Source organism: Humibacter antri, assembly GCF_054777235.1.
Window position 1 is genome coordinate 1 of sequence record NZ_BAAHAW010000022.1, and the last position, 23,418, is coordinate 23,418.

The window sequence follows — 23,418 nt, forward strand, 5'->3', positions numbered from 1 at the left end:
ACCCGCCCAGCGTCGCCAAAGCTCGAGGATGCCGGCAATCACGGCTGCCACCAGGGCGGCTGCTCCCACTGTGGTGAGTAGGAAGAGCTTGTCGTTGGATCCGAACAGCTCGATGGCGAGCTCCTTCGCCCAGCGCGGGACGATGTCGACCACGAACGACCCGACCGCGATCAGCGGGCTCGCATCTCGCGCGGCGAGAAGTGCGACCACTTCAGCGACGGCGACGAAGAGGGCACCGCTCACCGCTCCTGCCAGCGCAGCCCACCCGCCCGCCGCGAGGTGTCTTCTTCTGATGCTCACGAGAATTGTTCGGTACGCCCACGGCGACCGGATTGGCGATTCACGCAATTCGGCATCATTTGCAAGGGATGGCCCACGGGTGCCGAACTCTTGGTGACTACCGCCGAGGCGGGCCTTCCGATGTGCATCCGCTCGTAAGCATCACCTGGGGAGCACGCATCGTTGTCGACACGCTGCAGTCGTCGAGGACGCTGCGCCTGTCCGACTGATGTGATTTGACGACAATCCAACGACATTGCAACTTATCCAAGACTCCGCAACCGTCGCCGATGTCCTGATGCAGAACTGTCACCGATGTCCTGCGAGATGACGATTTCAGGGCGGCCTCGTTGAGGTGATCCGCGACTGCGTTGAGGTCATCGTCGAAGAGGTCCGCATAGACGTCGAGCGTCATCCAGGCCGATGCGCGGCCGGGCACGCGCTGCACCGCATTTACGTTTGCGCCGGAGCTCACCGCAAGGCGTGCAACGGTGTGCAGGAGGCCGCCTCGCGGTTCGGGTCAGGAGGCGGCCTCAGTCAAAGCGGGTGTTTCTGCTCGGCGGCTCGGGTTCCGCCTGATCAATATTCGCGGGCGAACCTCAAGCCGGAACGCGCATGCTGCTCAAGACGGGCTCAGGGATGCCCACACACTGGCTACGGCGGAAGCGCTGAGCAGGCAATCTGCAGCCTGGCAACACCACGGGCGTGGCAGATGTAGAACTCATGAACGCCGTTGCAGCGCTCATCAAAGAGGCCGGATGGCCCAGGGGTGGCACCGCGGCGCCATCCGGACGAGGCACGAGCCGACGTCCTGCGAAGCAGCGGGCCGGCAGGTGCGGTGCCGTCTACTTGCGGAGTGCGAAACCGCCGCCCCAGCCGACGATCTCCTGCGCGGCGAGGGTGATCTGCAGGAAGCCGAACGCCTCCAGTTCGCGGGCGCGCTTGAGGGAGCCGATCGCAGCTGCGGCGAGGCCGCCGTCGGTGACCGCCGTGACGAGCGCTTGCTTCGCTTCCTCATCGTCGCCGGCGACCAGCACGGTAGCGGGCACGTCGCCGATCTGGCCGGACGCCAGGGTGCCCGCGAAGTTCGTGTTGAAGGCCTTCAACACGCGGGCGCCTGGCACGCGCTGCTGCAGTTCGGCGGCGGCGGACGAGTCCGCGGGAACGGTCAGTCCATCGAAAGTCGTCATGTCGACCGGGTTGGTGACGTCGACCAGGATCTTCCCATCGAGCTGCGCACCATAACGGTCGGCGAGTTCGGCCAGCGCCGGATAGGGCACGGCGAGCACCACGATCTCACCCGCGATCGGGTCGCCGATGAGGCCCGATGTGCCGCCCACGTGCTCGGCGAGGGTCGCCGCCTTCTCGTGCTCACGGCCCAGAACCTGCACCGACGCGCCGCCCTTGGCGACCAGCGCGGCGACTGCGGATCCGACGTTTCCCGTGCCGATGACGGTAAAGCTGCTCATTCCTGCTCCTCGATATGTGTGTCAGCTCGATTGGTGTGTCAGCAAGCCATTCGCTTGCCCGGGCAACAACATTACCACGATTCTTTGCCTGGGCAACTATTAGCGCATATCATGGCTACATGGGGCAGACAGTACCGCGGATGAACCCGGTCCAGGCTCGGGCGTGGATGGCCCTCGTCTCCGCGGCCGAGCTGCTACCGCAAACGCTCGACGCTCAGCTGACGGCGGATGCCGGCCTCATCAACTTCGAGTACGGCGTGCTCGGGATGCTCAACGTCGCGCCCGACTGCACGCTGCGTTCGGGCGAACTGGCCGCGGCGCTGGGTGCTCCCGCGCCCCGGCTGTCGAAGGCGGTGTCGCGGCTCGAGAAGCGGGGCCTCGTCGAACGGGTCGCGTGTGCAGGAGACGGGCGCGCGATCAACGTGCACCTCACCCGCGACGGCCGCCGCGCGTGGCTGAAGGCCACCCCATCCCACATCGCGCTCGCCCGGGACACACTGCTCGGCGACTTGACCGCGGAGCAGCTGACATCGTTGGCGCAGCTGCTCGAGATGATCCTCACCCGCCTCGACCCGGAGCACACTGTCGGCGTGGTGCCGGAGCGGGAACAACTCTCAGAGGTGCGTTGAGGCGTAGCCGAAACGCCCGATCAGCGCTCCCCGCTCTTCTCTGCGGCCGGGCGCTGCCGCGGCTGTGTTGCTCTGCGGCCGTGCGCCTCTGCGGCTGTCTCGCTTTGAGGCGGTGTTCCTTCGCGGCCGTCATCGTCGCGACCGCGGTGAGAGCAACCCGCTGACGTCACATCACGTCGCAGACGGATGGTCCGGAGATGTCGCGGCAGGCCTCGCGTCAGGCCGCTGCCGCGGGTTGGTCTGTTCCGCAGTACTTGCACTTGCTCGCTCCGACAGGGATGTCGGCGGAGAGGCAGGCCGGACAGGTCTTGGTCGGGGCGGGGTCCCCGAACACGACGACGCCGCGACGCGCCTGGATCGCCTTGTACGGGACAACGATCACGAAATACACGACCGCCATGAAGATGATGAAGTAGATGATCGCGGAGATGAAAGCACCGAGGTCGAGGAACGTCGCCTTGTTGCCCGGTGCGCCGAGCTGCCACCCCAGCCCTATGGTCTTGCCGCCGGCGGCCGCAGAGATCAGCGGATTGATGATCGAGGTGGTGAACGCCTGCACCAGCATGCTGAATGCCAGCGCGACGACGAGGCCGATGGCCACCGTGATGACGTCGCCCCGCATCAGAAAATTCTTGAAACCTTTGATCATCGTTCTGCCCTTCGCTCGAACGGTTCGACCGCGTGGTGTGTGAATGTCGCACTTTCTTCACGGTAGCGCGCGACTGTAACCCCGCACCATCCCTCTCGGCGCGGCACGGGCCATGGCAGCCACCCGGTCGGCACTAGGAACGATCGAGGCATGGTCGTTTGCGGTCGAACACCCAGTCCGCCACCAGGTACTGCATCGCCAAGGCGTCGTCGCGGGCTCCGAGCCCTTCGCGGAGGTAGAGCTCGTGGGCGGCGACCAGCCGTTCCTCGTCGATCGTGACCCCCAGGCCGGGAGTCGTCGGCACCGCGATGGCACCGTTCTCGATCCGCAGCGGATCCGTGGTCAGTCGCTGGCCGTCTTGCCAGATCCAGTGCGTGTCGATCGCGGTGATGTTCCCCGGCGCGGCGGCCGCGACGTGAGTGAACATCGCAAGGGAAATGTCGAAGTGGTTGTTCGAGTGCGAGCCCCAGCGCAGTCCCCACGCGTCGCACAACTGGGCGACGCGAACAGAGCCGCGCATGGTCCAGAAGTGCGGGTCGGCCAACGGGATGTCCACAGCGTTGGAACGGATGGCGTGGCCGAGTTCGCGCCAGTCCGTCGCGATCATGTTGGTCGCCGTCGGCAATCCGGTGGCCCGCTTGAACTCGGCCATCACCTCGCGTCCCGAGTAGCCGCCCTCAGCGCCGACGGGGTCCTCGGCGTAGGCGAGCACGTCGCGGAGGACACGGCCGACACCGACGGCTTCGTCCAGCGGCCAGGCGCCGTTGGGGTCCAACGTGATCCGGGCCTCCGGGAACCGTCCGGCAAGGGCGGTGATCGCGTCGACCTCATCCCTGGCGGGGAGCACGCCCCCCTTGAGCTTGAAGTCGCGGAAGCCGTAGCGGTCGTGGGCTGCCTCGGCCTGCAGCACGATGGCTTCGGGGGTGAGCGCCTCGCGTCTGCGCACCCTGCCCCACGCATCCGAATCGTCGTCGTCGGCGACGTACGGCAGGTCGGTCTTGTCCTTGTCGCCGACGAAGAACAGATAGCCGAGGGTGTCGACGGTTGCCCGCTGCCTTCCGTCGCCCAGCAGAGTCGCGACCGGCACGTCGAGGTGCTTCCCCAGAAGGTCGAGAAGTGCGGCTTCGAACGCGGTCACCACGTGGATGGTGATGCGCTGGTCGAACGTCTGCTGACCGCGGCCGGATGCATCGCGGCCCGAGAACTCGGAGCCCACCCGGGAAAGCGTGTCGAGGTACGCGCCGACGGAACTGCCTTCGACGAGCGGTCGAGAGTCTTGCAGCGTCTGCCGAATGGCCTCACCCCCTGGCACCTCGCCGACGCCGGTGTTCCCCGAGCTGTCGGTGAGACGCACGATGTTGCGGGTGAAGAAGGGGCCATGCGCGCCGCTCAGGTTGAGCAGCATGCTGTCTCGGCCCGCGACCGGGATGACCTCGACCGTGGTGATCGTGGGGGTGCTCGTGCTCATCGCTTCCTCGTGTTCTCACTCCTGGCGCAGGCGGCCGTCGACGGAGCGCCGGATGCCGAGAGGGTTGTCATCCTGCAATTCCGCCACTGGCTGCAGAGCCGCCGCGCGCTCGGCGGCGCAGTCCTGGTGGTCGCCGCGGCGATGGCGCTGATGGGCGTCTCGTTGGCGCTCGGCTCGATTCCCCTGGTCATCGCGGCGTTCGTGATCGTCGGGTTCGGCATCGGCGTACTCGACGTGCTCATCAACGTCGAAGGGTCCGCCGTCGAGGGCCAGGCGAAACGAACGCTGATGCCACTGATGCACGGCGCGTGGTCGGTGGGCGCGGCGATCGGTGCGGGCATCGGCGCGGTGTGCGCGGCGATCGGAATCGCGCCGGCCGTGCAGTTCATCGGCGAGGCCGTGCTGATCGCGCTGCTCGCGTTCGTGATCGCGCCGGCGATCGCACCCGGTCCGCGGCACGAGGAGCCCAAGGAAGAACTCACGCGGTGGCAGCGCGTCATGCAGTGGGCGCGCGGATGGCTGGACTGGCGCCTGCTGCTCATCGGTGTGGTGATGCTCGGTGTCGAGCTCGGCGAGGGATCAGCGAACAGCTGGATGACCCTGGCCGTGCACAACGACCACGGCCAGACCGCTGCTGTTGCGGCGCTGTTCTTCACCGTGTTCGCCGTGGGGGAGGCGCTCACGCGCATCTTCGGTGGACCCGTGGTGGACCGCGTCGGCCGGGTTCGGGTCATCCGCTACACGACCGCGCTCGGCGTGGTCGGCGTGACGCTGTTCATTCTGGGCGGCAACCCGTTGCTCGTTCTGGTCGGGGTGCTGCTGTGGTCGGTGGGGGTGTCGATGGGGTTTCCGCTCGGGATGTCGGCCGCAGCCGAGAGCGGACCGAACCCGGCAGCGCGGGTCAGCGTCGTGGCATCCGTCGGGTACTTCGCCAACCTCGCCGGACCTCCGGTGATCGGCGCGCTCGCCGAGCAGGTCGGACTGCTGAACTCTCTGTGGCTCGTCGTCGCCCTGATGGTGGCCGCGTTCGCAGTCGCCGGGGCGCTGCGCCCCGTGCGGCGCTGACGCTCCACGGGCAGCGGATGCCCGCCACCCGGCGGGCGAGCACGTTGCGGTCCAACCACCACGGTTTCGACGTCCGCTGCGTGTCGGCTCGTCGACTCCGTGTCGGGTCATCCGCTGCGTGCCGGCTCATCGACTCCGTGTTGGCGCGTTCGGCGCGTGCGTGCTCGTCGACTCCGGAGCGTCTCGTCCGGCTCGTGCATGCTCGTTCGGCGCGAGGCCGCTAGCCGCGCGGCGACTCTGCGGATGCCGATGTGGATGCGGATGCGGGAGTGCGGGCATCCGGTCGTGTCTTGCCGCGGAAGCGGCCTACGGCGATCACGAGAGCGGCGACGACCGCGATGCCCACAGCGATGGCGACGACGTACACCACGACACCGAGATAGCCGCCCGTGGTTGCCGAGTGCGGGTCGAGGAACGGATACGGGTACCAGTAGGGGGCGCCCGTCGCCGGGTTCGTGGCCAACGGGCCGCGCAGCATCGTGTAGATCACCCAGGCGAACGGAAAGCCGAGCACCGCACCGATGGCGCCCCAGCCGAGGCAGCGGCGACGTGGTCCGAGCAACAGGTCGGCCAGCAGGAACAGCGGACCGACCACGTGCAGCACCTCATTCGACCACGGCACGGTCGTGCCCTGCGGCAGCTGGATGCCGCGCAGCAGTGTGTTGTAGACGATTCCGGTGACCAGCATGTAAGTGGTGACGCTCGCGAGAGCGATCGCCAGAGCGCGAGGCTCCGCAGCGGGCAGTACGTGTCGCGTAGGCAGCGCTTCCGACGCGCTCCGCGTGCGCGACCCGGGCGCCGCATCCGCGCGGCCCCGCCACCAGAACCAGGCAACGGCCCACGCCAGCACGATGACCGACAGCACGTTGGAGAGGATGGTGAAGAAACTGAAGAAGTTCGCGATGGTGGTGCCGACATCGCGCCCGGAGCCGATCGCCCCGCCGATCGTGACGTCGGCCTGCACGATGACGGCGACTGCGATGAGGGCGGCGGCGACGGCGCGCAGCACCGTCCATGTGGTGGCCCAGATGGGCGTGCGCAGCATGTGTCGACCCTATAGGCGATTGCGATGCCGAACCGATTGAGCCGATGAGTGGGGGAGCCGCGATGGGTGAGCGGGACGGCCTCGCACGTAGCTGGGCGGTCGCGGCGGCTCCATCACGAAATGGCAACGAACCCCTCAAAGCGTCTTCAGCCGACTTCGACCCTGAATTCGGCTGCGTGCTTCAGCATGGGATTCAGGCGAACAACGGCGCTCACCTGAAGTCAGGTAGTGGTCGTGCCGCGGCAGGCGGCACGACCGGTGAAGTCATGCAGGGGGTTCCATGAGCGTCTGGTCGTTCATCAGGGTTGTCGGAGAGACGGATCGCGAGCCGCGCGGACGCGTTTCGGTGTTCGTGCGCATGCTGCTCACTATGCTCGCCGGCGCGCTCGCCGCAGGCGTGGCAGTCGCGCTGATCGTCGGGCTCGCCGTGCTGATCTGGGGCGGCACGTTCACTGGCCTCGCGCAGCAGATCGGCCATATGTAGCGGCGTCGGACTCAGTCGGATCGTATCGGATCGGATCGAGCCGTGCCTGGTCTGGTCGGGTCTGAGCGTTGGCGACGGGTGCGCCTTCACCGGCATCGGCGGTGGAGCTGCGCGAGCTTTCGGCCTCAGGCACGGGCATCCCGCGGCAGGCGCAGAGCCACGATCGCGGAGGCGGCCACTGCGCCGGCGCCGAGCAGGAAGATGAGATCGATGGCTCGCGCAGTGACGTCGATACCGGCACCGGCGGGTACGAGCGCGCCGAACACGGTGGCGAAGACGGTGGCGCCGAGGGATGTGCCGAGCGTCTCCACGAAGCGGATGCCCGTGGTCGCGATCCCCAGGTCTCGCCGCTCGACCATGGCGAACAGCAGGAAGAACTCGTTCCCCAGTCCCAGACCGAGGCCCACACCGAAGAGTGTCATCAGCGCCCACAGCAGCACGAGTGGCGTCGCCGCCGTGCAGAGCGCGAAGCCGGCCAGTGCGAGTGCGCTCACCGCCGAGCCGAGTGCGATGGAGGTGCGCAACGGCCGCCGGTGCTTCACCAGGCGCGAACCCGCGAAGGCGCCCGCCCCCAGGCCGAACGCGAGCGGAAGCATCTGCAATCCCGTCTGCACGGGTGTCGCACCCCGCACGAGCTGCAGCTCGAGGGTCAGGTAGACGATGCCCGCCCCGAAGCCCAGCCCGCTCGCGAACTGCAGCACCGTGATGATGCGTAGCCCGGGGTGGCGCAACAGCCGGGGAGGGAAGAAGGGATCACGCGCCGTCCGCTGCCGCCAGACGAACGCCACGAGTGCGGTGACGGCCAGGACGATCGTCCCGATCGTCTGCCACGACCCCCAGGCGAACTGGTGTCCGCCGAACTGGCACAGCACGATGACCGCCGCCGCGGACAGCGCAAGGAGTCCCGCGCTCGGTAGCTCCAGGCCGCTCCGCTGCCCAGGGCCGCCCGGCTGCTTTGGGGCGGGCATCCGGAGCGCGACGATGAAGATGACCAGGGCTGCCAGGCCGAGGGGCACGTTGAAGAGGAACACCCAGGGCCAGCCGAGGGCGTTCACGAGCAGACCGCCGACGAGGGGGCCCAGTACGATGCCGAGGCCCACCATGGCTGCGGCGATGGCGTTGCTGCCGCCTCCCGCGTTCGCCTCGCCCGAGTCGGCGCGCAACTGGCCGATGAGCACCATGGTCACACTCATCAGCCCGCCTCCGCCGAGCCCCTGCAGCGCCCGGAACAGCACCAGCTCCTGCATGCTCTGAGCGAGGCCGCAGAGCAACGAACCGGCGAGGAAGACGGTGAGGGTGGCGATCATGACGGGCCGGACGCCGAACGAGTCGGCCAGCTTGCCGTAGAGCGGCTGAACGACGGTGCTCGCCAGGGCGTAGGCGGTGACGAGCCACGGGATGGCGGCGGCACCGCCTCGGGGCTGCAACGCCTGGGCGATGGGGACGGCGGTGGTGGTGACGATCGTGTTGTCGAGGATGGCCATGAGCATGGTGAGTAGGCCGGCCGTCATCACCAAGCCGGTGGCGGTCTTCGACATGCCGGGCGCGGCGGTCTGGGTGGTCATCTCGGTCTCCGTTCCTATGACTGGACCAAGAATAGACTCATCATAAGTATGTAGCAAGTCTAGTTTTATACTCGACACACGAGCTGCGTAGACTGATGGTGTGAGCGAGACCGGACTGCGGGAGACGAAGAAGGCGCAGACGCGTCTGCACATCGCCAGGACCGCGCTCGGTCTCTTCCTCGAACGCGGATTCGAGCGGGTGTCCATAGCCGAGATCGCCCAGGCCGCCGGCGTCGCCAAGATGACCGTCTTCAACTACTTCCCCACCAAGGAGGACCTCTACTTCGAGTTCACGCAGGGCAAGAATCTGCCCGAACTCGGTGATGCGGTGCGCTCGCGCCCGGAAGGGGCGACACCGCTCGACGCCATCCACACGCTCGTGCGCACCGACCTCGAACGCCATGCGGAATGGACCGGCCTGCACGACGGCGTCGCCAGGTTCTCCCGGATCGTGTTCGAGAGTCCCACCCTGCTCGCCGGCTACGAGAGGCTCTTTCAGCAGGTCGAGGCCGCTCTCACCGCAGCCCTCGCCGAGGAGCGCGGCATCACGGCGCCGCTCAGCGACATCCTGAACCGGCTCCGCGAGCGAGAGAGCCTGACCGTCGAGGAGAAACGAGCCGCGCTCGACTCGGACTATGTGCAGCTGCGGATCGCGGCGGCGCAGATTCTCGCGGCCATCCAGAACCTCGTCGCCGTGAACCTGCTGCGTCAGACGCTCGGTCAGGACGCTGCGACCACAGAGGCCCGCGCGCTCGCCGAATGCGATGCCGCCTTCGTCGTGCTGCGCGAGGGACTCGCTGCCTCCGGCTACTGAGCGCCCGGTGCCTCAGGCGTTGACCGGTTCGCTCCTGTCGCCGGCTCGGCGCGTCGCAATCCGCGGGAACAACCGTCGAACGACGAGATTCCACAACCAGGCGATGAGCAGCGCGCCCGCGACTCCGGCCAGAACGGCGCCCACGACATCCGTCGCGTAGTGCGCGCCGACGTAGAGCCTCGACCACGCCGTGATGAGTACGAGCAGGATGCCCACCACGGTCACGATCGCCCGCGTCCAGCCGCGTCGACAGACGACGAGCACCGCCACGGTCAGTGTCACGGCGAACACCGTGTGCCCGCTCGGGAAGCTCTGCGTCGCGTGCGACACGTTGAGTACGTGCGCGACCGCGTTCAGCGGCGGGCGAGGCTCTGAGACGATCGCCTTCGGCACCAGGCAGAGCACCCAGCCGGCGCCGGCGATGATCACGGCAGCAAGCGCGCGCGGCCACGACACGAGGAGTCCGACCAGCACGCCGACAATGACGAGGATGACCGCGACGACGGTCACGGAATCGAGCTTGTCGAGCGCGCGCGCAACCGTGTCGAGAAGAGACGAGTGCGACGCGTTCAGCCCCCGGTCGATGGCGAGCTGAGCGGAGAGCCATCCGGTCGAAGCCTTGGCGGCGAACCCCAGTGCGAACGTCGCCACCCACAGGATGAGGGCGATCCACGGGGCGCCGGGCGGCAGCGACACGAGCGGGGACGTGCGGGACCGGTGGGTGGACATTCCGTCAGTCTCTCGGGTCAGCTGCTCCGCAAGGTTGCGATCCGCCCGTGTCGGCTGTGAGTCCACACAGAAGCGGATGATGAGGGTCGATCAGCGGTCGTTCCACGACCAGATGTCGTTGCCGCGCAGGGAGGCATCCGCCCCGCCATCGTCGTAGATGACCTGACCGGCGAGGTGCGTGTTCTCCACGCTGGTCAACCAGATCAGCAGGTTCGCGATCGATTCCGGCGGCTGGTGATAGTTCAGCGGCATCGGCACGTTGGCGTCGACCATTGCGGCGCCCTCGGGCGTCTTCAGCAGATCGGCGGTCATCGGAGTGATGACGGTTCCGGGTGCAACGGCGTTCAGCGGGATGCCCGCTGAAGCCCACGCCGGCGTGATCGCCTCGCGCCGCACCCACCTCGACAGCGCGCGCTTCGACGACGGATAGACGAGGTATCCGACCTGCGGTCCCTGCTCGGCGAGCCTCGCCGCGATCGACACCGCCTCCGGCTCGTCGCCGGCCAGTGCGGCCTCGACCATCTCCTTCGAGTTCGGCTGAAGGGATGCCATCGACGAGACGACGGCCACGCGCGGCGCGTCGGACCGGGCAAGCGCGGGCAGCAGCGCAGTGAGCAGTTCCGTGACTCCGAAGAAGTTCACCGAGATCGTCTTCGGGATCGGCGCGGAGATGCCCGCGCACGCGATGACCCCGTCGACGGTGCCGCCGGCGAGCTCGACGGCGCGGCCGGCGGCATCCGTACGGCCTTCCGGGACCGACAGATCGGCCTCGACGTCGGCGTTCTTCAGGTCCACTCCGATCACGCGCTCGCCGCGTTCCGTCAGGATGCGTGCGGTTGTCGCCCCGATTCCCGATGCGGAGCCCGTCACCACGTAGGTGCGTGTCATGTTCTTCTACCTCTCAGTGGCAGAGTCGCTGCCGTCGTTTTGGATGTCGTCGCTTTCGCTCTCGCTGACGTCGCTCTCGCTGACGTCGCTTTCGCTGCCGGCGCGCTCACCCTCGTCGCCCGAATCGACGGGTTCGAACCACTTGCCCGCCGCCACCGCGAGCACCGACCCGATCACGCCGGCGACCAGTGCGAAGATCGTCCAGCCGGTGCCCCACTTCGAACGCCCGAAGGCGCCATCGACCGACGCCCTGCCGGGCCGCCCGGCCAGCAGCAGTGTCGCCGCCGCCATCACGAGATTGAACTCGAAGCCGCCCTTGGAGTTCCAGATGCCGTTTCGGCCGTGCACCTTGCGAATGGCGGTCACCATCGTCGCGATGAGACCGGCGGATGCCAGTGGCGTTGCGGCACCCAGAGCGAGCGCTGCACCGCCGCCCGCCTCCACCAGTCCGGCGGCGCACGCCTGCAGCTTCGCAGGATGCATGTCGAGGGCATCCATCGTCTTCTCGGTTCTTTCGATGCCGCCACCGCCGAACAGGTGGGTCAGCTTCTGCAACCCGTGCCCGACGAACAGCAGCCCGACGATGACTCTCAGAACGAACGTGCCCATGCGATTCCCCTCGATGCGGATGTCTCTGCATCCGTTCTATACGTAGTGCCGCGACTCCTCTATACGTAGTGCCGCGACTCCGGCATCCCGGTTGCGTACAGCGACCTCACAGCCGGCGGTCGCGGGTGCGGGAACTTCCCGACCCCGGACCGCGTTCTTGATGACGTGAGCCACGGTGACGGCACGCCGCGGGCATCCATGATCACAATGAGACGAACGACACGAAGGAGATCTCGACATGAGCACCGAACGAGCTGTTCTCGCCGGCGGATGCTTCTGGGGCGCCCAGGAGCTACTGCGCAAGAAGCCCGGGGTGATCTCCACGCGCACCGGCTACTCCGGCGACCCGAAGACGGCGAACGCCACGTATCGGCACCATGGCGACCACGCTGAGTCGGTGGAGATCGTCTTCGATCCCGCCCGTATCAGCTACCGCGAGTTGCTGGAGTTCTTCTTCCAGATCCACGATCCGTCGACGAAGAACCGGCAGGGCAACGACACCGGCCGAAGCTATCGCTCGGCGATCTTCTACACGACACCGGAGCAGGAGCGCGTTGCGCGGGAGACGATCGCGGATGTCGACGCATCCGGACTCTGGCCCGGCAAGGTCGTCACCGAGGTCGAGCCGGCCGGAGAGTTCTGGGAGGCCGAGGATGAGCACCAGGACTACCTGCAGAAGTATCCGCAGGGATACACCTGCCATTGGGTGCGGCCGAACTGGCGGCTCCCGCACGCGGGCGCTGGAGCGTAGAGCGCAGGCCCGGTGGGCCTTCGCCGCGATGCCGGCGCGGGGGCGGCTGCGCTGCCCCGGGTTCGCGCAGACGGCTTAGAGGTAAGCGCGAGCATGCCGGACCGCACGATGCGCCGGAAATGACACGATCCGCCGCACGGAACATGTCGTTCCGTGCGGCGGATCGTTCGTTTTGCGGCCGAGGGTTCGTCGGCTGGATGCCACACCGACGGATCGAGGTTGCCCGCCGGGTTGATGACGTGCCAGCCCGGACCGGAGATGTGGCCGGGATCGATGACCACGGCAGGCACCCCGTCGGGAGACTGCTCGAGCAGGTACGCCTCGAGCTCGGCCTTGCCCGTGCCGTAGGCACCCCACCCGTTCAGTGGCGCGTCCTCCGTGCCGGGGACCTCGGTGAGGATGCCGCGCGACCAGATGGAACCGCAGGCCACGAGCATCCGTACGCGGCCGCGCAGCGCGTCGACCAGCTGCTCGGCGGATGCCCGCGTGAAGCAGATCATGTCAATCACGACGTCGGACTCGAGCGCGGCGATGTGCTCGCCGAAGGTGCCCTCGACGTCGAGCGCCTCGCGATCCAGGGCGACGCGTTCCACGGATGTCCACGCCTCGCCGGCGCGGTACGGCTCGCGCTCGCCGCGGCTCACGGCGACGACCTCGTGGCCGGCACGCACCAGGCGGGGGACGAGGTAGCCGCCGACGTGGCCGGTGGCGCCGATGATGACGATTCTCATGAGTGCTGCGCCATGCGCTCGTCGAGCCAGTCGAACATGCGCTGGTCGGTGAGACCGCGCGCGAGCGGTTGGCAATGGAAGTCGGCGCCCTCCGCCGCCGTGAACGGCACGAGGGTGGACACGGAACTCGTGAGCTCCGCGAGCCGTTCGGACTGTCCCGGCCAGAACTGCTCGCGCTCAGGCGAGGTGATGAGGAGGGGCGTAGTGATGCGGCCGGCCAGGTCTTCGACGGTGTACTCCTGCACGGCCTTCAGCGTCGTCGCATAGCCGAGGCCGCCGTACGGGCGGGCGCGGAACGCCCAGATGCTCGCCGGACCTTTCTCGAACTTGAAGGCGAACTCCATGTCGCGGTCGAACTTGGTGTCTTCACCCTTCTCGAGCAGTTCGAGCATGCTCTTCGGCAGGTGAGACGTCCACGACGTGGAAACGTCCACCACTCCGGGGTCCACGATCGCCGCGGCAAAGCGGTGCTCGAACGCGAGCGCCCGGGTGACCCAGTATCCGGCCTGACTGATCCCGTAAGCGGCGACCCGGTCGGCGTCGATGCCGTCGAGGCCGAGCGCGAAGTCGAGCACCGGGGTGAGCACCGCCTCCCAGTCCGGGCGGAACGTGGTCGCGTGATCGAAGAGCATCGACTGCTGTCCCGGTCCGTCGTAGAGCAGCACGGCGTAGCCGCGGCGCAGCGCCCCGAATGTGCACGACGACCACATGGCCGACAGGGATCCGTCGCTGCCGTTCGTGCCGATCAGGAGCGGCAGCGGTCCGGATGCCCCGCGCGGCCGGAAGAGGTAACCGGGCAGGCTGGACTGCTCGTACGGGATCGACACCCTCGACGCATCCGCCTCGGGGGTGGTCTCGACGAAACGGTCCCAGGCGTCGCGATGCTTGTGGAAGACGGAGAGCAGCTCGTCGGCCGAGTCCAGCGCCGATGCCGTGTTCACGGCGACGCTGTAGTAGAGGGATGCCCGCAGGTACGCGGATGCAGCACTGGCCGTGTGCGAGCGCTGGGCCGAGGCATCCGCTTGCGTTGCGACGCGGTCGCCGAGGCCCACCCATGCCTCGTACCAGCCTCGCTGGTCCTTGTCGCCCACGTCATCGACCGCCGCGAGCACCTCGCCCACGTCGGCTGCGCCGGAATACGCGGCCCCGAGCACGCAGCGCAACTCGAAGTCGAAGTCGTCGTTCGCGGAGAATCCGCGACTGAAGATATGCCGTGCCGACACCATCATTCCCCCTCGCCGAGCATGCGAGACCGCCGTACACGGGCCCGCGCCCCGCGCCCAGTATCCCGAACCTGCTCGCCCGCGTACAAGGTCAGAACAGGTCGCCGTACCCCAGGGTCTCCAGGTGCTGGCGCGAGTCGGCCAGGCAGTCGTAGATGTCGCGTCCGTACTGCTCGTCCTGCTCGATCAGGAGGCACTCGGCGCCGCCGGCGATGCCCGCATCGACCACGCCCGCGAAGTCGAGAGTGCCCCTGCCGACCTCGGCGAACTGGACCAGCCTGCTCCAGTGCTCGGCCCACGTCGCGTGGTCGCCTGCGGCGAGGGCGGCGAACGCCTCCGCTGGGGGCAACGCGATGCGATAGTCCTTCAGGTGCACCAGGTCGATCGCTCCCGCGTACTTCTCGAGTACGGTGACCGGGTCCATTCCGCCGCGCTGGATCCAGTGCACGTCGAGCTCGAGCTTGAGGTCGGGTGCCTCGTTCCTGATCAGATCCAGGATCAGCTGCCCGTCGATGCGCGCGAACTCCACATGGTGGTTGTGGTAGCTCAAGACGATGCCCTCGCCGGCCAGGCGGCGCGCCATTTCGTTGGCATCCGCGATGAACGAGAGCAGGGCATCCTTCGACGCGAGCGCCGTCATCGGCAGCATGCCGATGCGCACGCGACGTGAGCCCAGCGCCCGGCAATCGGCGACGATCTTGTCGAACGACTCGTGCAGGGAGTCGTTGCCGCCGCCACCGGTGGGGCCCATGCCGGCCGAGATCGCGGCGACGAGCATGCCGAAGTCGTCGTTCGCCCGCACGATCTCGTCTCTCGTGCGTTCGGTCAGCTCGATCTGCGAGACCTCGACCACGCGGAAGCCGATCCCGGACAGACGCTTCCAGGTGGCATAGGCGCCATTGCCTGCGACATCGCGCTTCAACATCATGGCTTGCACGCCGAGTCTGGCCACCTTGGTTCTCCTGTTCTCTCGTTGCTGAGCATGTCGCACACAAGTGTGAGCCCGTTCCGGCCCATCAGGCAAAGGGGTTGCCATCGGATTGCCACTGGCGCATACCGGGCCCGGGGCGGCAGGTTCGCAACGCGCCCCGTATGGCAAGAGGCGACTCGTCTCTTGATTTAGTAACACTCTTGGTTTTATATTTACCACCACGCCGGTGGCAGCGATAGTCCGGCTCCGAGTGCATCCATGCACAATCACTCAACAACGGGAGTTTCAATGAAGAAGCGCGTACTCAAGGTTGCGACGATGCTCGCGACCATCAGCACGCTTGCGGCCCTCGCCGGCTGCAGCGGAACCGGAACCGCAACCAGCTCCGATCAGAGCAAGGCCGATCCGAAGGCGAAGGTCACCATCACCGTCGGGGACGAGCCCACGGCCGACAAGAAGGCCGACCGCGCCACCTTCTTGGAGCACGTGAAGGACTTCGAGAAGATGAACCCGAACATCACGGTCAAGCCGTCGACGGAGTACTGGCAGGCGCAGACCTTCCAGGCCAAGCTCGCCGGTGGCACACTTCCGGACACCATGAACGTGTCACTCACCTACAGCAAGCAGCTCATCGCCAACGGTCAGCTGCCGAACATGACCCCGTACCTCAAGCAGATCGGCCTGCTCGACGACCTGAACCCTCTCGCCCTGAAGAACGTTCAGGATTCCAAGGGCGACGTGTACACCGTGCCGTACGGCCTGTTCTCGGTCGGCATCGCCTACAACCGCAAGATCTTCCAGGAGGCGGACCTCGACCCGAACAAGCCGCCGACAACGTGGGATGAGGTGCAGCAGTACGCCAAGACGATCCACGACAAGGTGCCGAACGTCGCCGGCTACGCGCAGTTGACGACGAACAACACGGGCGGATGGATACTCACCACCATGACGTACAGCCTGGGTGGCAGCGTCACGGACAAGGTCGGCAAGAAGTCCGACATGGGCTCCGCAACCGAAGAGGCGCTGCAGCGACTGCACGACATGCGCTGGACCGACGACTCGATGGGCAGCCAGTTCCTCTACAACCAGGACGACATCCGCAAGGCATTCTCCGCAGGCAAGATCGGCATGGTGCTGCAGGCCCCGGACATCTACGACCAGGCTACGCATCTCTACGGCATGAACCCCGCCGACTTCGGCGAGGGTGCGCTGCCGCAGGGCAAGGGCACGAACGGCACGCTGACCGGTGGCACGATCGCGATGTTCAACGCGAAGGCGACGCCGAACCAGCTGCTCGCTGCGGCCAAGTGGGTCAAGTACATGAACTTCCAGCAGTACTTCGACAAGAACCTCGCCATCCAGAACGCCAAGGCGTCGGCAGCAGACAACTCCGCCGTCGGAACGCCCGGCGTTCCGGCCGTCAAGAACTCGGTGTACCAGCGCTACATGGGCTGGATCAAGGACCAGATCAACGTGCCGCTCGACCAGTTCAAGGGTTACACAGCCTCGACCCTGCCGCTCATTCCGGAGCCAGCGGATGCGCAGGACACCTACGCGACCCTCGACCCGGTGGTGCAGAAGGTGCTGACCGACAAGAACGCCGACATCAAGCAACTGGTGTCGACCGCCGGCCAGACCATCGACCGGACTCTGGCGCAGCAGCGCTGAGTGCCGAGGGTGGGCGGGTTCGGCCATTCGGACCCGCTCGCCTGACGTGTGGACATCATCATGTCGAGAACAATCGAAGTGAGCGACGCGCGCATCGCCTCCCGTCGCCGACATCACAATCCCATCACCTGGTACCGATCGGGCGGGCTCACCGCCGTGCTGTTCGCCATCCCGGTGGTGCTGATCTTCCTCTACTTCAGCTGGGGACCGGTCATTCGCGGTCTCGTGATGAGCTTGGAGAAGACCAATCTCGTCGGTCCCGCCATCTGGGTCGGATTGAACAACTTCACGTACGTGCTGACGGATCCGGGGCTTCCTCAGGCCGCGCTCAACACCGCGTACTACGCCCTGCTCGGCCTTGTGTTCGGATTCCCTGTGCCGATCCTGATCGCCGTTTTCGTCAACGAACTCCGGCGCTACGGATGGATGTACAACCTGCTGGCGTACCTGCCGGCGGTCGTGCCACCGGTGGCGGGCATCCTGCTCTGGAAGTTCTTCTACGACCCGTCCGGTGCCGGCATCTTCAACAGCGTGCTCGGATGGTTCGGCCTCGGCCCGTATCCGTGGCTCAACTCCGAGGCCATGGCCATGCCGTCCCTGGTGCTCTACACCACGTGGGCGGGTGCGGGAGCGACGGCCATCATCTACATCGCGGCGATCGGCGGCATCGGTCCTGAACTCTACGAGGCGGCAGAGATCGACGGAGCCGGAATCTGGTCGCGGCTATGGCACGTGACCATCCCGCAACTGCGCAACATCATCTTCATCATGATGCTGCTACAGCTGATCGGAACGTTCCAGCTCTTCACGGAGCCGTATCTGTTCACGGGCGGTGGTCCGAACAACGCCACGCAGACGATCATGCTCAAGATCTACAACTACGCGTTCGTCAACGGCGACTACGGCGCGGCAACGGCGCTCAGCGTGATCCTCGCGCTGTTCCTGTGCGTGCTCTCCATCGCCTATCACTTCGTCACCAAGCGTTGGAGTCCGTCATGAGTGCAGCAGGCCAGAGCATCGTCATCGCTCCCACAGAGCTCGAAGCGATCGAATCAACTGTCCCGCGCAAGCGTCGCCGGCAGCGTGAGACGAAGGAGCGGGGCGCCATCTCCGCCGCCGATCGCAAGCGGCCGGTCGTGATCGTCAGCATGTGGATCCTGCAGATCGTGATGTTCATCGGCCTGCTGATCGCGGGGCTTGGGCCGATCGCGTGGTCAGCGCGGGCATCCGTCTCGGACAGTCAGACCATCATCAGCGATCCGATGGGCATCTGGACGTCGCCGCTGAAGTGGGGCAATCTAGCCCAGGCGTGGAACGGCGCGCAGATCGGTTCATCGCTGGGCAACACCGTGATCGTCGCGGTGGGCTGCACGATCGCCACGCTGTTCGTCAGCGCGACTGCCGCTTACCTGCTCAGCGTGCTGCGCCCGAAGTGGAGCCCGATCCTCTCCGGAGCGATCCTCGCCACCCTGTTTCTGCCCGGTGTGATCAGCCTGGTGCCGCTGTACCTGACGATCCTCAGCATGCCCGTGCTCAACATCAGCCTGCTCAACACCTTCTGGGGGGTCTGGCTGCCTGCGGGTGCGAGCGCGTTCAACGTGGTCGTCTTGAAGCGGTTCTTCGACTCGATCCCGCGCGAACTCATCGAAGCGGCGCGCATCGACGGTGCTAGCGCGATCCGCGTCTTCACGACGGTGGTCCTCCCGCTCTCCCGCCCGATCCTGGGTGTCGTGACGCTGCTGACGATCATCGCCTCGTGGAAGGACTACCTGTGGCCGATGCTCGTTCTGACGAATCCCAACCTGCAGCCGGTGTCGGTGACGCTCGGCGCCTTCGGCAACGGATCGACGCTGCCCTTCGCGGTGCAGATGGCAGCGGTGTTCCTGACGATCGTCTTTCCCGTGGTGCTCTTCATCGTGTTTCAGAAGCAGTTCCTGCGCGGGGTCAGCGCGGCGGGAGGCCTCAAGGGATGACGACGATCGAGGGCAGACGTGTGCTCGTCACGGGCGCGGCCGGGCGCATCGGCAGTGTCACCACGAAGCATCTGGCCGAACACGGCGCCCGTGTCACGGCGCTGTGCCAGCCGGGGCAAGACGTCGACGGTGCCGACCGCGTGGTGCGCGGCGACACGCGGTCGGAGCGGGATGTCGGGGAGTCGCTCGCCGACGTCGATCTCGTGGTGCACCTCGCGGCGCTTGCGCACAGGGACGCCGGCACACCGTACGACGTGTACACGACGAACGTGGTCTCCACGTTCAACGTGCTCGCGCAGGCGGCACAGCGCGGCATCCGTCGGGCGGTGGTCGCCGGCAGCATCAACCGCTACGGCCTGCCCCAGGGCGTCGACCCGGACGCCTGCCCTGCGTATTTCCCGGTCGACACCGACATCCCCGCCGACGTCTCGGACTGGTACTCGCTCTCCAAGCTGAACGATGAGAACACGTCGCGTATGGTGTGGCGGCGCTGGGGCGTCGACATCGTGACACTGCGCTTTCCGCACGTGAACACGATGGCGGCGATCGCGGCGCAATCCGCCGCCCTGACGCGGGATCCGCGTCCGGGGCTGCCCGAGGCGTGGGCGTACCTCGATGTGCGGGACGCCGCGCGTGCGATCGAGTTCGGACTGTCGACGGATGCCCGCGGGGCGAACGCGTTCTACCTCGCGGCGCGGACCACGAGCATCCCCTACCGCACCGAGGACGTGCTCGATGCGCTTGCGCCGGATGTGCCGCGCCGGCGACGCTTCACGGAGCGTGAGGTGCCGATGGACCTCACCGACGCGGAACGGGTGATCGGGTTCCGGGCAGAGCACACGCTCGAGCTGGAGACGCGGGAGCTGCCGGCGGGCATCCGCTGACCGACACGAACCGACGCCAGAACAGAGACGACAAAGAAAGACACGATGAACACCTTCGACAACCCCTGGCGCCCGCGCACCGATCTGCGTATCGTGTCCGTCCGCGCGATCGTCACGGCCCCGGAGGGCACCGCGCTCGTGGTGGTTCGCATCGACACGAACGAACCGGGCCTGTACGGCCTGGGCTGCGCCACCTTCACGCAGCGCTGGATGGCCGTCCGCTCGTTCATCGACGACCACGTCGCCCGGCTGCTCATCGGGCGGTATCCCGGCGACATCGGCGACCTGACCCGCCTCATCGGATTCACCGGATACTGGCGCGGCGGCCCGGTCACGAACAACGCTATCTCCGGTGTGGATCAGGCGCTGTGGGACATCGCAGGCAAGCGCGCCGGCATGCCCGTGCATGAGCTGCTCGGCGGCAAGGTGCGGGCGGCGGCCGACACGTACCTGCATGCAGACGGTCGGACGATCGAAGAGGCGCTCGAGTCCGCCGAGCGTCTGATCGATCGCGGGCAACGGTACGTGCGGTTGCAGATGTCGACGCCGGGCGGCGGCGGATACGGAGCGCCGGCGATTCCCACCGAGTATCCGGATGCTCCCTACCGGAACGGCTGGAGCGCTCGTGACTACCTGCGCCGCACGCCCGCCCTCTTCGAGGCGGCTCGCGACCGGCTGCCCGACAACATCGAGCTGCTGCACGATGTGCACTCGCGGCTCACGCCGAAGGATGCCGTCTGGCTGGCGCGCGCCCTTGAGCCGTACCGGCTGTTCTTCCTCGAAGACGTCCTGCCGCCCGAGCACTGGGACCGGCTGCCCGAGGTGCGCGCCGCAAGTCCCGTGTCGATCGCCGTCGGCGAGCTCACCACGTCGTTCCAGGACGCCGCGCGGCTCATCCAGGGCAAGGGCGTCGACCTCATCCGCAGCCACGTCTCCGACATCGGCGGGCTCAGCGCTGGCCGCAAGCTCGCTGACCTCGCCGAGATCAACGGCGTGCGCACCGCGTGGCACGGGCCGGGCGACACGTCGCCGATCGGCGCGGCGGCCAACGTAACCCTCGATGTGGTGTCACCGGCATTCGGCATCCAGGAAGGCCACGTTTACAACGACGCAACGCACGAGGTCTTCCCCGGTACGCTTCGAATCGAGAACGGTTGGCTGACGCCCAACGATGCGCCGGGGTGGGGTATCGACATCGACGAGAGCGCGGCGGCGCGGTATCCGGCCGGTCTCTCGGGGCACGATGCATGGGCGGCGGGCGTGCGTCGATCGGACGGCGCTCTGGAGGCTCCATGACACGGGTGGGCGAAGAACCCTCGCTGATTCAGACCACGCGACCCCAAGCGCGTAGCGTGCGCTCGAGGGGTGCGGATCGACGCGCGCAGGGCGGTGCGAACCAGTACGACCTCGGCTCCTTCAACGAGGCGACTATCATCGAGACCATCAGGCAGGCAGGCGTCATCAGCCGTACGGAAGTGGCGGAGCGCACGGGGCTGACGCAGCAATCGGTGTCCCGCATTCTGCGCCTGCTGATCGAGCGCGGTCTCGTCGTCGAGGGCGAGCAGGTTCGCACGGAGCAGGTCGGCAAGCCTCGTACGACCATCAAGCTGCGCGCCGAGGCCGCCCATGCCGTCGGCGTGCTCGTCGATCCCACGTCACTGACACTCGTGCTTTCGAACCTCGACGGCAGCGTCGTGGAGCGGCTCGTCGCCACACTCGACGCGGATGTCTCGCCGGACAGTCTCGTCGAATTGATCTCGGACCGCATCGACGAACTGGTGTCGACTTCGGAGATCGACCGCGAGTCCCTGCTCGGGGTCGGGGTTGCGACGCCGGGGCCCATCACGACAGAGGGTTCGCTGCTTGAGCTGCCGCTCTCGCGCTCGTGGCGCAACGTGCCGTTGCGGGACTTGCTCCAGAATCGGTTGGACTGCCCGGTGATCGTGCAGAAGGATGGCGAGGCCGCCGCCGTCGGTGAGCGCTGGGTCGGGCGGACCACGCGCTCGGGGGACTTCGTCTTTCTCTACTTCGGAACCGGTATCGGTTCCGGACTCGTACTCAACGGCGACGTGTACCGCGGCGTGAGTTCGAACGCCGGGGAGTTCGGTCAGCTCTGCGCCATCCGTGTCGGTCGCGTCGATTCGGTCGGCAGGCCACTGCTGGTGAGGGAATGCAATCCCACAGCTGCGCTGCCGGAGATTGCTCGCGAGCTCGGGTACTCGGGTACGGCATCGACCTATCCGGAGATGTGTGCAGAGGTGGGGCGCGGAGAGGCCCATGCGGTCGCGGCAGCCGAGCAGATCGCATCCGTCATCGCACAAGGTGCCACGGCTCTGATCGATCTGCTCGATCTACCGCTCATGGTGATCGGCGGTCCCGCGTTCGAACCGGAATTGCGCGATCTCGTGGTGTCGGTCATCTCTCGCGAGGTGAACACGGTTCCGACCGCGCACTCCGCGCGAAAGGTGCTTGTCGAGCGGTCCGTTCTGCAGGGCGAGGCCGGCGCGATCGGCGCGGCGTCGTCGATTTTCCACGACAATTTCGCTCCGCGAATGGGCAGCAAGACGAGGTCGATGACGCTATGAAACGAACCGCCCCCGCATATGCGTCGGCGGATGCTCCTGCACCGAGCAAGGTCTCGATCGGCTCGACTGAGCTCGACGTCACGGTCGAGACCCTGGGCGCGCGCATCTCGTCGATCGTCGACCGCCGCACCGGCACCGAATTCCTGCTCCGCACGCCTTGGGCAAACGAGCACTGGGACCCGATAGCGCTGTCCGCCGGCACGAGCGCCGAGTGGCATGGTCGCTACCAGGGAGGGTGGCACACCCTCGTCCCCCATGCCGGCGACCAGCGCTGGGTCGCCGGGATAGAGCATCCGTTCCACGGCGAAGCGTCTTGGCGCACGTGGCGCCTGGTGATGCGCGATGACGCTGTTTGTGCACACGAGGTGGTGCTGCGCACCGCGCCGCTGAGGATCACCCGGTGCGTGAGCGTCGATGGATCGACTGTGCGCGTCGAGCAACGCGTGGAGAACTTCTCGCCCGAGCCGATCGACTTCACCTGGACGGAGCATCCCGCGCTCGGGCCGGCCGTGGTAGGTCCGAGGACGGCCGTGACCACGCCTGAGGGCCGACTGGATCTGGTGTTCCCGCAGAGCGAAGAGGGTGTTTCCGGATTCCGCTCACTGCGGATCGGCGATCGCGGAGAGGCGACGGTCACCGATCCCGACTCCGGGGCCTTCGCCCGCCTGCGCTGGGACGCCCGGCTCATGCCGTACCTGCACGTCTGGCAGGAGCATCACGCGACCGACGGCTTTCCCTGGTGGCGGACCAATTCGGCGATCGCGCTGGAGCCGGCATCGCGCGACTACTGGCCGGACGAGGACGGGCTCGGCCCGGTCGTGGTGCAAGGGCGCGGGGCCGTTGACGGGGTGATCGAGCTCACCGTGGGGGTACGGGAAAACCAGGCGGGCCACACCCCGGTGCGTGAGAGCACGGGGCGAGAGCGCATGGTGAGGTAGCCACCGAGGGTCAGGGCTGCCGCGGTTGCGAGCTGCCGCAG

Annotated in this window: 23 protein-coding genes and 1 pseudogene; 12 read left to right on the top strand and 12 right to left on the bottom strand. The window is 67.1% G+C overall.

Annotated elements, in window-relative coordinates:
• Together ACYVDK_RS10555 and ACYVDK_RS10560 are read right to left on the bottom strand one after the other, a co-directional pair.
• Window positions 1-300, bottom strand: a pseudogene (locus ACYVDK_RS10555) (molybdopterin-dependent oxidoreductase); the annotation flags it as partial.
• An 824-nt stretch (window positions 301-1,124) separates the two neighbouring features.
• Entirely contained in the window at window positions 1,125-1,748 is a 624-nt protein-coding gene (locus ACYVDK_RS10560) for an NADPH-dependent F420 reductase (protein WP_460521445.1), read from the bottom strand.
• A gap of 119 nt (window positions 1,749-1,867) precedes the next feature.
• Here ACYVDK_RS10560 and ACYVDK_RS10565 point away from each other — a divergent pair, with 119 nt between their 5' ends.
• The gene (locus ACYVDK_RS10565) at window positions 1,868-2,377 is read left to right on the top strand and encodes a MarR family winged helix-turn-helix transcriptional regulator (protein WP_460521447.1); all 510 of its coding nucleotides are present in this window, start codon (window positions 1,868-1,870) and stop codon (window positions 2,375-2,377) included.
• A 217-nt stretch (window positions 2,378-2,594) separates the two neighbouring features.
• On the opposite strand, the gene ACYVDK_RS10570 is transcribed toward ACYVDK_RS10565, so the two are convergent.
• A complete protein-coding gene (locus ACYVDK_RS10570) occupies window positions 2,595-3,026 on the bottom strand; it encodes a large conductance mechanosensitive channel protein MscL (RefSeq protein WP_460521448.1) in 432 nt (143 codons plus the stop codon).
• A gap of 133 nt (window positions 3,027-3,159) precedes the next feature.
• Window positions 3,160-4,494, bottom strand: a complete 1,335-nt coding sequence (locus ACYVDK_RS10575; RefSeq protein ID WP_460521450.1) for a glucarate dehydratase family protein — start codon at window positions 4,492-4,494, stop codon at window positions 3,160-3,162.
• Window positions 4,495-4,503: 9 nt separating this feature from the next.
• Here ACYVDK_RS10575 and ACYVDK_RS10580 point away from each other — a divergent pair, with 9 nt between their 5' ends.
• Entirely contained in the window at window positions 4,504-5,559 is a 1,056-nt protein-coding gene (locus tag ACYVDK_RS10580; protein WP_460521452.1) for an MFS transporter, read from the top strand.
• A gap of 220 nt (window positions 5,560-5,779) precedes the next feature.
• Here the strand turns inward: ACYVDK_RS10580 and ACYVDK_RS10585 are convergent, their stop codons facing one another.
• Window positions 5,780-6,604 carry a Pr6Pr family membrane protein gene (locus ACYVDK_RS10585; protein ID WP_460521454.1) on the bottom strand — a complete coding sequence of 275 codons (825 nt, stop codon included), beginning with the start codon at window positions 6,602-6,604 and terminating at the stop codon, window positions 5,780-5,782.
• 280 nt (window positions 6,605-6,884) lie between these two features.
• Here ACYVDK_RS10585 and ACYVDK_RS10590 point away from each other — a divergent pair, with 280 nt between their 5' ends.
• Window positions 6,885-7,088, top strand: a complete 204-nt coding sequence (locus ACYVDK_RS10590) for a hypothetical protein (protein ID WP_460521456.1) — start codon at window positions 6,885-6,887, stop codon at window positions 7,086-7,088.
• 125 nt (window positions 7,089-7,213) lie between these two features.
• On the opposite strand, the gene ACYVDK_RS10595 is transcribed toward ACYVDK_RS10590, so the two are convergent.
• Window positions 7,214-8,653, bottom strand: a complete 1,440-nt coding sequence (locus ACYVDK_RS10595) for an MFS transporter (protein ID WP_460521458.1) — start codon at window positions 8,651-8,653, stop codon at window positions 7,214-7,216.
• Window positions 8,654-8,753: 100 nt separating this feature from the next.
• Between ACYVDK_RS10595 and ACYVDK_RS10600 the strand changes: the two genes are divergently transcribed.
• A complete protein-coding gene (locus ACYVDK_RS10600) occupies window positions 8,754-9,467 on the top strand; it encodes a TetR/AcrR family transcriptional regulator (protein WP_460521460.1) in 714 nt (237 codons plus the stop codon).
• A gap of 12 nt (window positions 9,468-9,479) precedes the next feature.
• Here the strand turns inward: ACYVDK_RS10600 and ACYVDK_RS10605 are convergent, their stop codons facing one another.
• The 3 genes from ACYVDK_RS10605 to ACYVDK_RS10615 form a co-directional block, all read right to left on the bottom strand.
• Entirely contained in the window at window positions 9,480-10,196 is a 717-nt protein-coding gene (locus ACYVDK_RS10605) for a phosphatase PAP2 family protein (RefSeq protein WP_460521462.1), read from the bottom strand.
• A 90-nt stretch (window positions 10,197-10,286) separates the two neighbouring features.
• Window positions 10,287-11,084: a Rossmann-fold NAD(P)-binding domain-containing protein gene (locus ACYVDK_RS10610; protein WP_460521464.1), complete on the bottom strand. Its 798-nt coding sequence runs from the start codon at window positions 11,082-11,084 to the stop codon at window positions 10,287-10,289.
• Between the two features lie 6 nt (window positions 11,085-11,090).
• Window positions 11,091-11,693 (bottom strand): DoxX family protein, encoded by a 603-nt coding sequence (locus tag ACYVDK_RS10615; protein WP_460521466.1) that lies wholly within the window; start codon window positions 11,691-11,693, stop codon window positions 11,091-11,093.
• 238 nt (window positions 11,694-11,931) lie between these two features.
• On the opposite strand from ACYVDK_RS10615, the gene msrA reads away from it, so the two are divergent.
• The gene (msrA, locus tag ACYVDK_RS10620) at window positions 11,932-12,444 is read left to right on the top strand and encodes a peptide-methionine (S)-S-oxide reductase (RefSeq protein ID WP_460521468.1); all 513 of its coding nucleotides are present in this window, start codon (window positions 11,932-11,934) and stop codon (window positions 12,442-12,444) included.
• Here the strand turns inward: msrA and ACYVDK_RS10625 are convergent.
• From ACYVDK_RS10625 to ACYVDK_RS10635, 3 genes are all read right to left on the bottom strand, one after another.
• The gene (locus ACYVDK_RS10625) at window positions 12,360-13,175 is read right to left on the bottom strand and encodes a Rossmann-fold NAD(P)-binding domain-containing protein (RefSeq protein ID WP_460521470.1); all 816 of its coding nucleotides are present in this window, start codon (window positions 13,173-13,175) and stop codon (window positions 12,360-12,362) included. The genes msrA and ACYVDK_RS10625 overlap by 85 nt on opposite strands.
• Window positions 13,172-14,398 carry an alpha/beta hydrolase family protein gene (locus ACYVDK_RS10630; RefSeq protein WP_460521472.1) on the bottom strand — a complete coding sequence of 409 codons (1,227 nt, stop codon included), beginning with the start codon at window positions 14,396-14,398 and terminating at the stop codon, window positions 13,172-13,174. Before ACYVDK_RS10630 ends, ACYVDK_RS10625 begins: the two co-directional genes overlap by 4 nt.
• Before the next feature lie 91 nt (window positions 14,399-14,489).
• Window positions 14,490-15,350 carry a sugar phosphate isomerase/epimerase family protein gene (locus tag ACYVDK_RS10635; protein ID WP_460521474.1) on the bottom strand — a complete coding sequence of 287 codons (861 nt, stop codon included), beginning with the start codon at window positions 15,348-15,350 and terminating at the stop codon, window positions 14,490-14,492.
• Window positions 15,351-15,617: 267 nt separating this feature from the next.
• Here ACYVDK_RS10635 and ACYVDK_RS10640 point away from each other — a divergent pair, with 267 nt between their 5' ends.
• The 7 genes from ACYVDK_RS10640 to ACYVDK_RS10670 are packed head-to-tail and all read left to right on the top strand — an operon-like array spanning window position 15,618 to window position 23,377.
• Window positions 15,618-16,997 carry a type 2 periplasmic-binding domain-containing protein gene (locus tag ACYVDK_RS10640; RefSeq protein ID WP_460521476.1) on the top strand — a complete coding sequence of 460 codons (1,380 nt, stop codon included), beginning with the start codon at window positions 15,618-15,620 and terminating at the stop codon, window positions 16,995-16,997.
• A gap of 60 nt (window positions 16,998-17,057) precedes the next feature.
• Complete coding sequence (locus ACYVDK_RS10645) at window positions 17,058-17,996, top strand: carbohydrate ABC transporter permease (RefSeq protein WP_460521478.1); 939 nt, start codon at window positions 17,058-17,060, stop codon at window positions 17,994-17,996.
• Window positions 17,993-18,970, top strand: a complete 978-nt coding sequence (locus tag ACYVDK_RS10650; protein WP_460521480.1) for a carbohydrate ABC transporter permease — start codon at window positions 17,993-17,995, stop codon at window positions 18,968-18,970. The genes ACYVDK_RS10645 and ACYVDK_RS10650 overlap by 4 nt, the downstream gene beginning before the upstream one ends.
• Window positions 18,967-19,854, top strand: a complete 888-nt coding sequence (locus ACYVDK_RS10655) for an NAD-dependent epimerase/dehydratase family protein (RefSeq protein WP_460521482.1) — start codon at window positions 18,967-18,969, stop codon at window positions 19,852-19,854. Before ACYVDK_RS10650 ends, ACYVDK_RS10655 begins: the two co-directional genes overlap by 4 nt.
• Window positions 19,855-19,899: 45 nt before the next feature.
• Complete coding sequence (locus ACYVDK_RS10660) at window positions 19,900-21,150, top strand: enolase-like domain-containing protein (protein WP_460521484.1); 1,251 nt, start codon at window positions 19,900-19,902, stop codon at window positions 21,148-21,150.
• Window positions 21,147-22,439 (top strand): ROK family transcriptional regulator, encoded by a 1,293-nt coding sequence (locus ACYVDK_RS10665; RefSeq protein WP_460521486.1) that lies wholly within the window; start codon window positions 21,147-21,149, stop codon window positions 22,437-22,439. Before ACYVDK_RS10660 ends, ACYVDK_RS10665 begins: the two co-directional genes overlap by 4 nt.
• Complete coding sequence (locus ACYVDK_RS10670; RefSeq protein ID WP_460521488.1) at window positions 22,436-23,377, top strand: aldose epimerase family protein; 942 nt, start codon at window positions 22,436-22,438, stop codon at window positions 23,375-23,377. Before ACYVDK_RS10665 ends, ACYVDK_RS10670 begins: the two co-directional genes overlap by 4 nt.
• Window positions 23,378-23,418: the final 41 nt, after the last annotated feature.

Coding starts and splice junctions, on each gene's coding strand:
- ACYVDK_RS10645 (WP_460521478.1), top strand. CDS start 17,058: ATGTCGAGAACAATCGAAGTGAGCGACGCGCGCATCGCCTCCCGTCGC.
- ACYVDK_RS10610 (WP_460521464.1), bottom strand. CDS start 11,084: ATGACACGCACCTACGTGGTGACGGGCTCCGCATCGGGAATCGGGGCG.
- ACYVDK_RS10570 (WP_460521448.1), bottom strand. CDS start 3,026: ATGATCAAAGGTTTCAAGAATTTTCTGATGCGGGGCGACGTCATCACG.
- ACYVDK_RS10560 (WP_460521445.1), bottom strand. CDS start 1,748: ATGAGCAGCTTTACCGTCATCGGCACGGGAAACGTCGGATCCGCAGTC.
- ACYVDK_RS10565 (WP_460521447.1), top strand. CDS start 1,868: ATGGGGCAGACAGTACCGCGGATGAACCCGGTCCAGGCTCGGGCGTGG.
- ACYVDK_RS10655 (WP_460521482.1), top strand. CDS start 18,967: ATGACGACGATCGAGGGCAGACGTGTGCTCGTCACGGGCGCGGCCGGG.
- ACYVDK_RS10640 (WP_460521476.1), top strand. CDS start 15,618: ATGAAGAAGCGCGTACTCAAGGTTGCGACGATGCTCGCGACCATCAGC.
- ACYVDK_RS10605 (WP_460521462.1), bottom strand. CDS start 10,196: ATGTCCACCCACCGGTCCCGCACGTCCCCGCTCGTGTCGCTGCCGCCC.
- ACYVDK_RS10585 (WP_460521454.1), bottom strand. CDS start 6,604: ATGCTGCGCACGCCCATCTGGGCCACCACATGGACGGTGCTGCGCGCC.
- ACYVDK_RS10660 (WP_460521484.1), top strand. CDS start 19,900: ATGAACACCTTCGACAACCCCTGGCGCCCGCGCACCGATCTGCGTATC.
- msrA (WP_460521468.1), top strand. CDS start 11,932: ATGAGCACCGAACGAGCTGTTCTCGCCGGCGGATGCTTCTGGGGCGCC.
- ACYVDK_RS10595 (WP_460521458.1), bottom strand. CDS start 8,653: ATGACCACCCAGACCGCCGCGCCCGGCATGTCGAAGACCGCCACCGGC.
- ACYVDK_RS10575 (WP_460521450.1), bottom strand. CDS start 4,494: ATGAGCACGAGCACCCCCACGATCACCACGGTCGAGGTCATCCCGGTC.
- ACYVDK_RS10590 (WP_460521456.1), top strand. CDS start 6,885: ATGAGCGTCTGGTCGTTCATCAGGGTTGTCGGAGAGACGGATCGCGAG.
- ACYVDK_RS10670 (WP_460521488.1), top strand. CDS start 22,436: ATGAAACGAACCGCCCCCGCATATGCGTCGGCGGATGCTCCTGCACCG.
- ACYVDK_RS10615 (WP_460521466.1), bottom strand. CDS start 11,693: ATGGGCACGTTCGTTCTGAGAGTCATCGTCGGGCTGCTGTTCGTCGGG.
- ACYVDK_RS10625 (WP_460521470.1), bottom strand. CDS start 13,175: ATGAGAATCGTCATCATCGGCGCCACCGGCCACGTCGGCGGCTACCTC.
- ACYVDK_RS10650 (WP_460521480.1), top strand. CDS start 17,993: ATGAGTGCAGCAGGCCAGAGCATCGTCATCGCTCCCACAGAGCTCGAA.
- ACYVDK_RS10665 (WP_460521486.1), top strand. CDS start 21,147: ATGACACGGGTGGGCGAAGAACCCTCGCTGATTCAGACCACGCGACCC.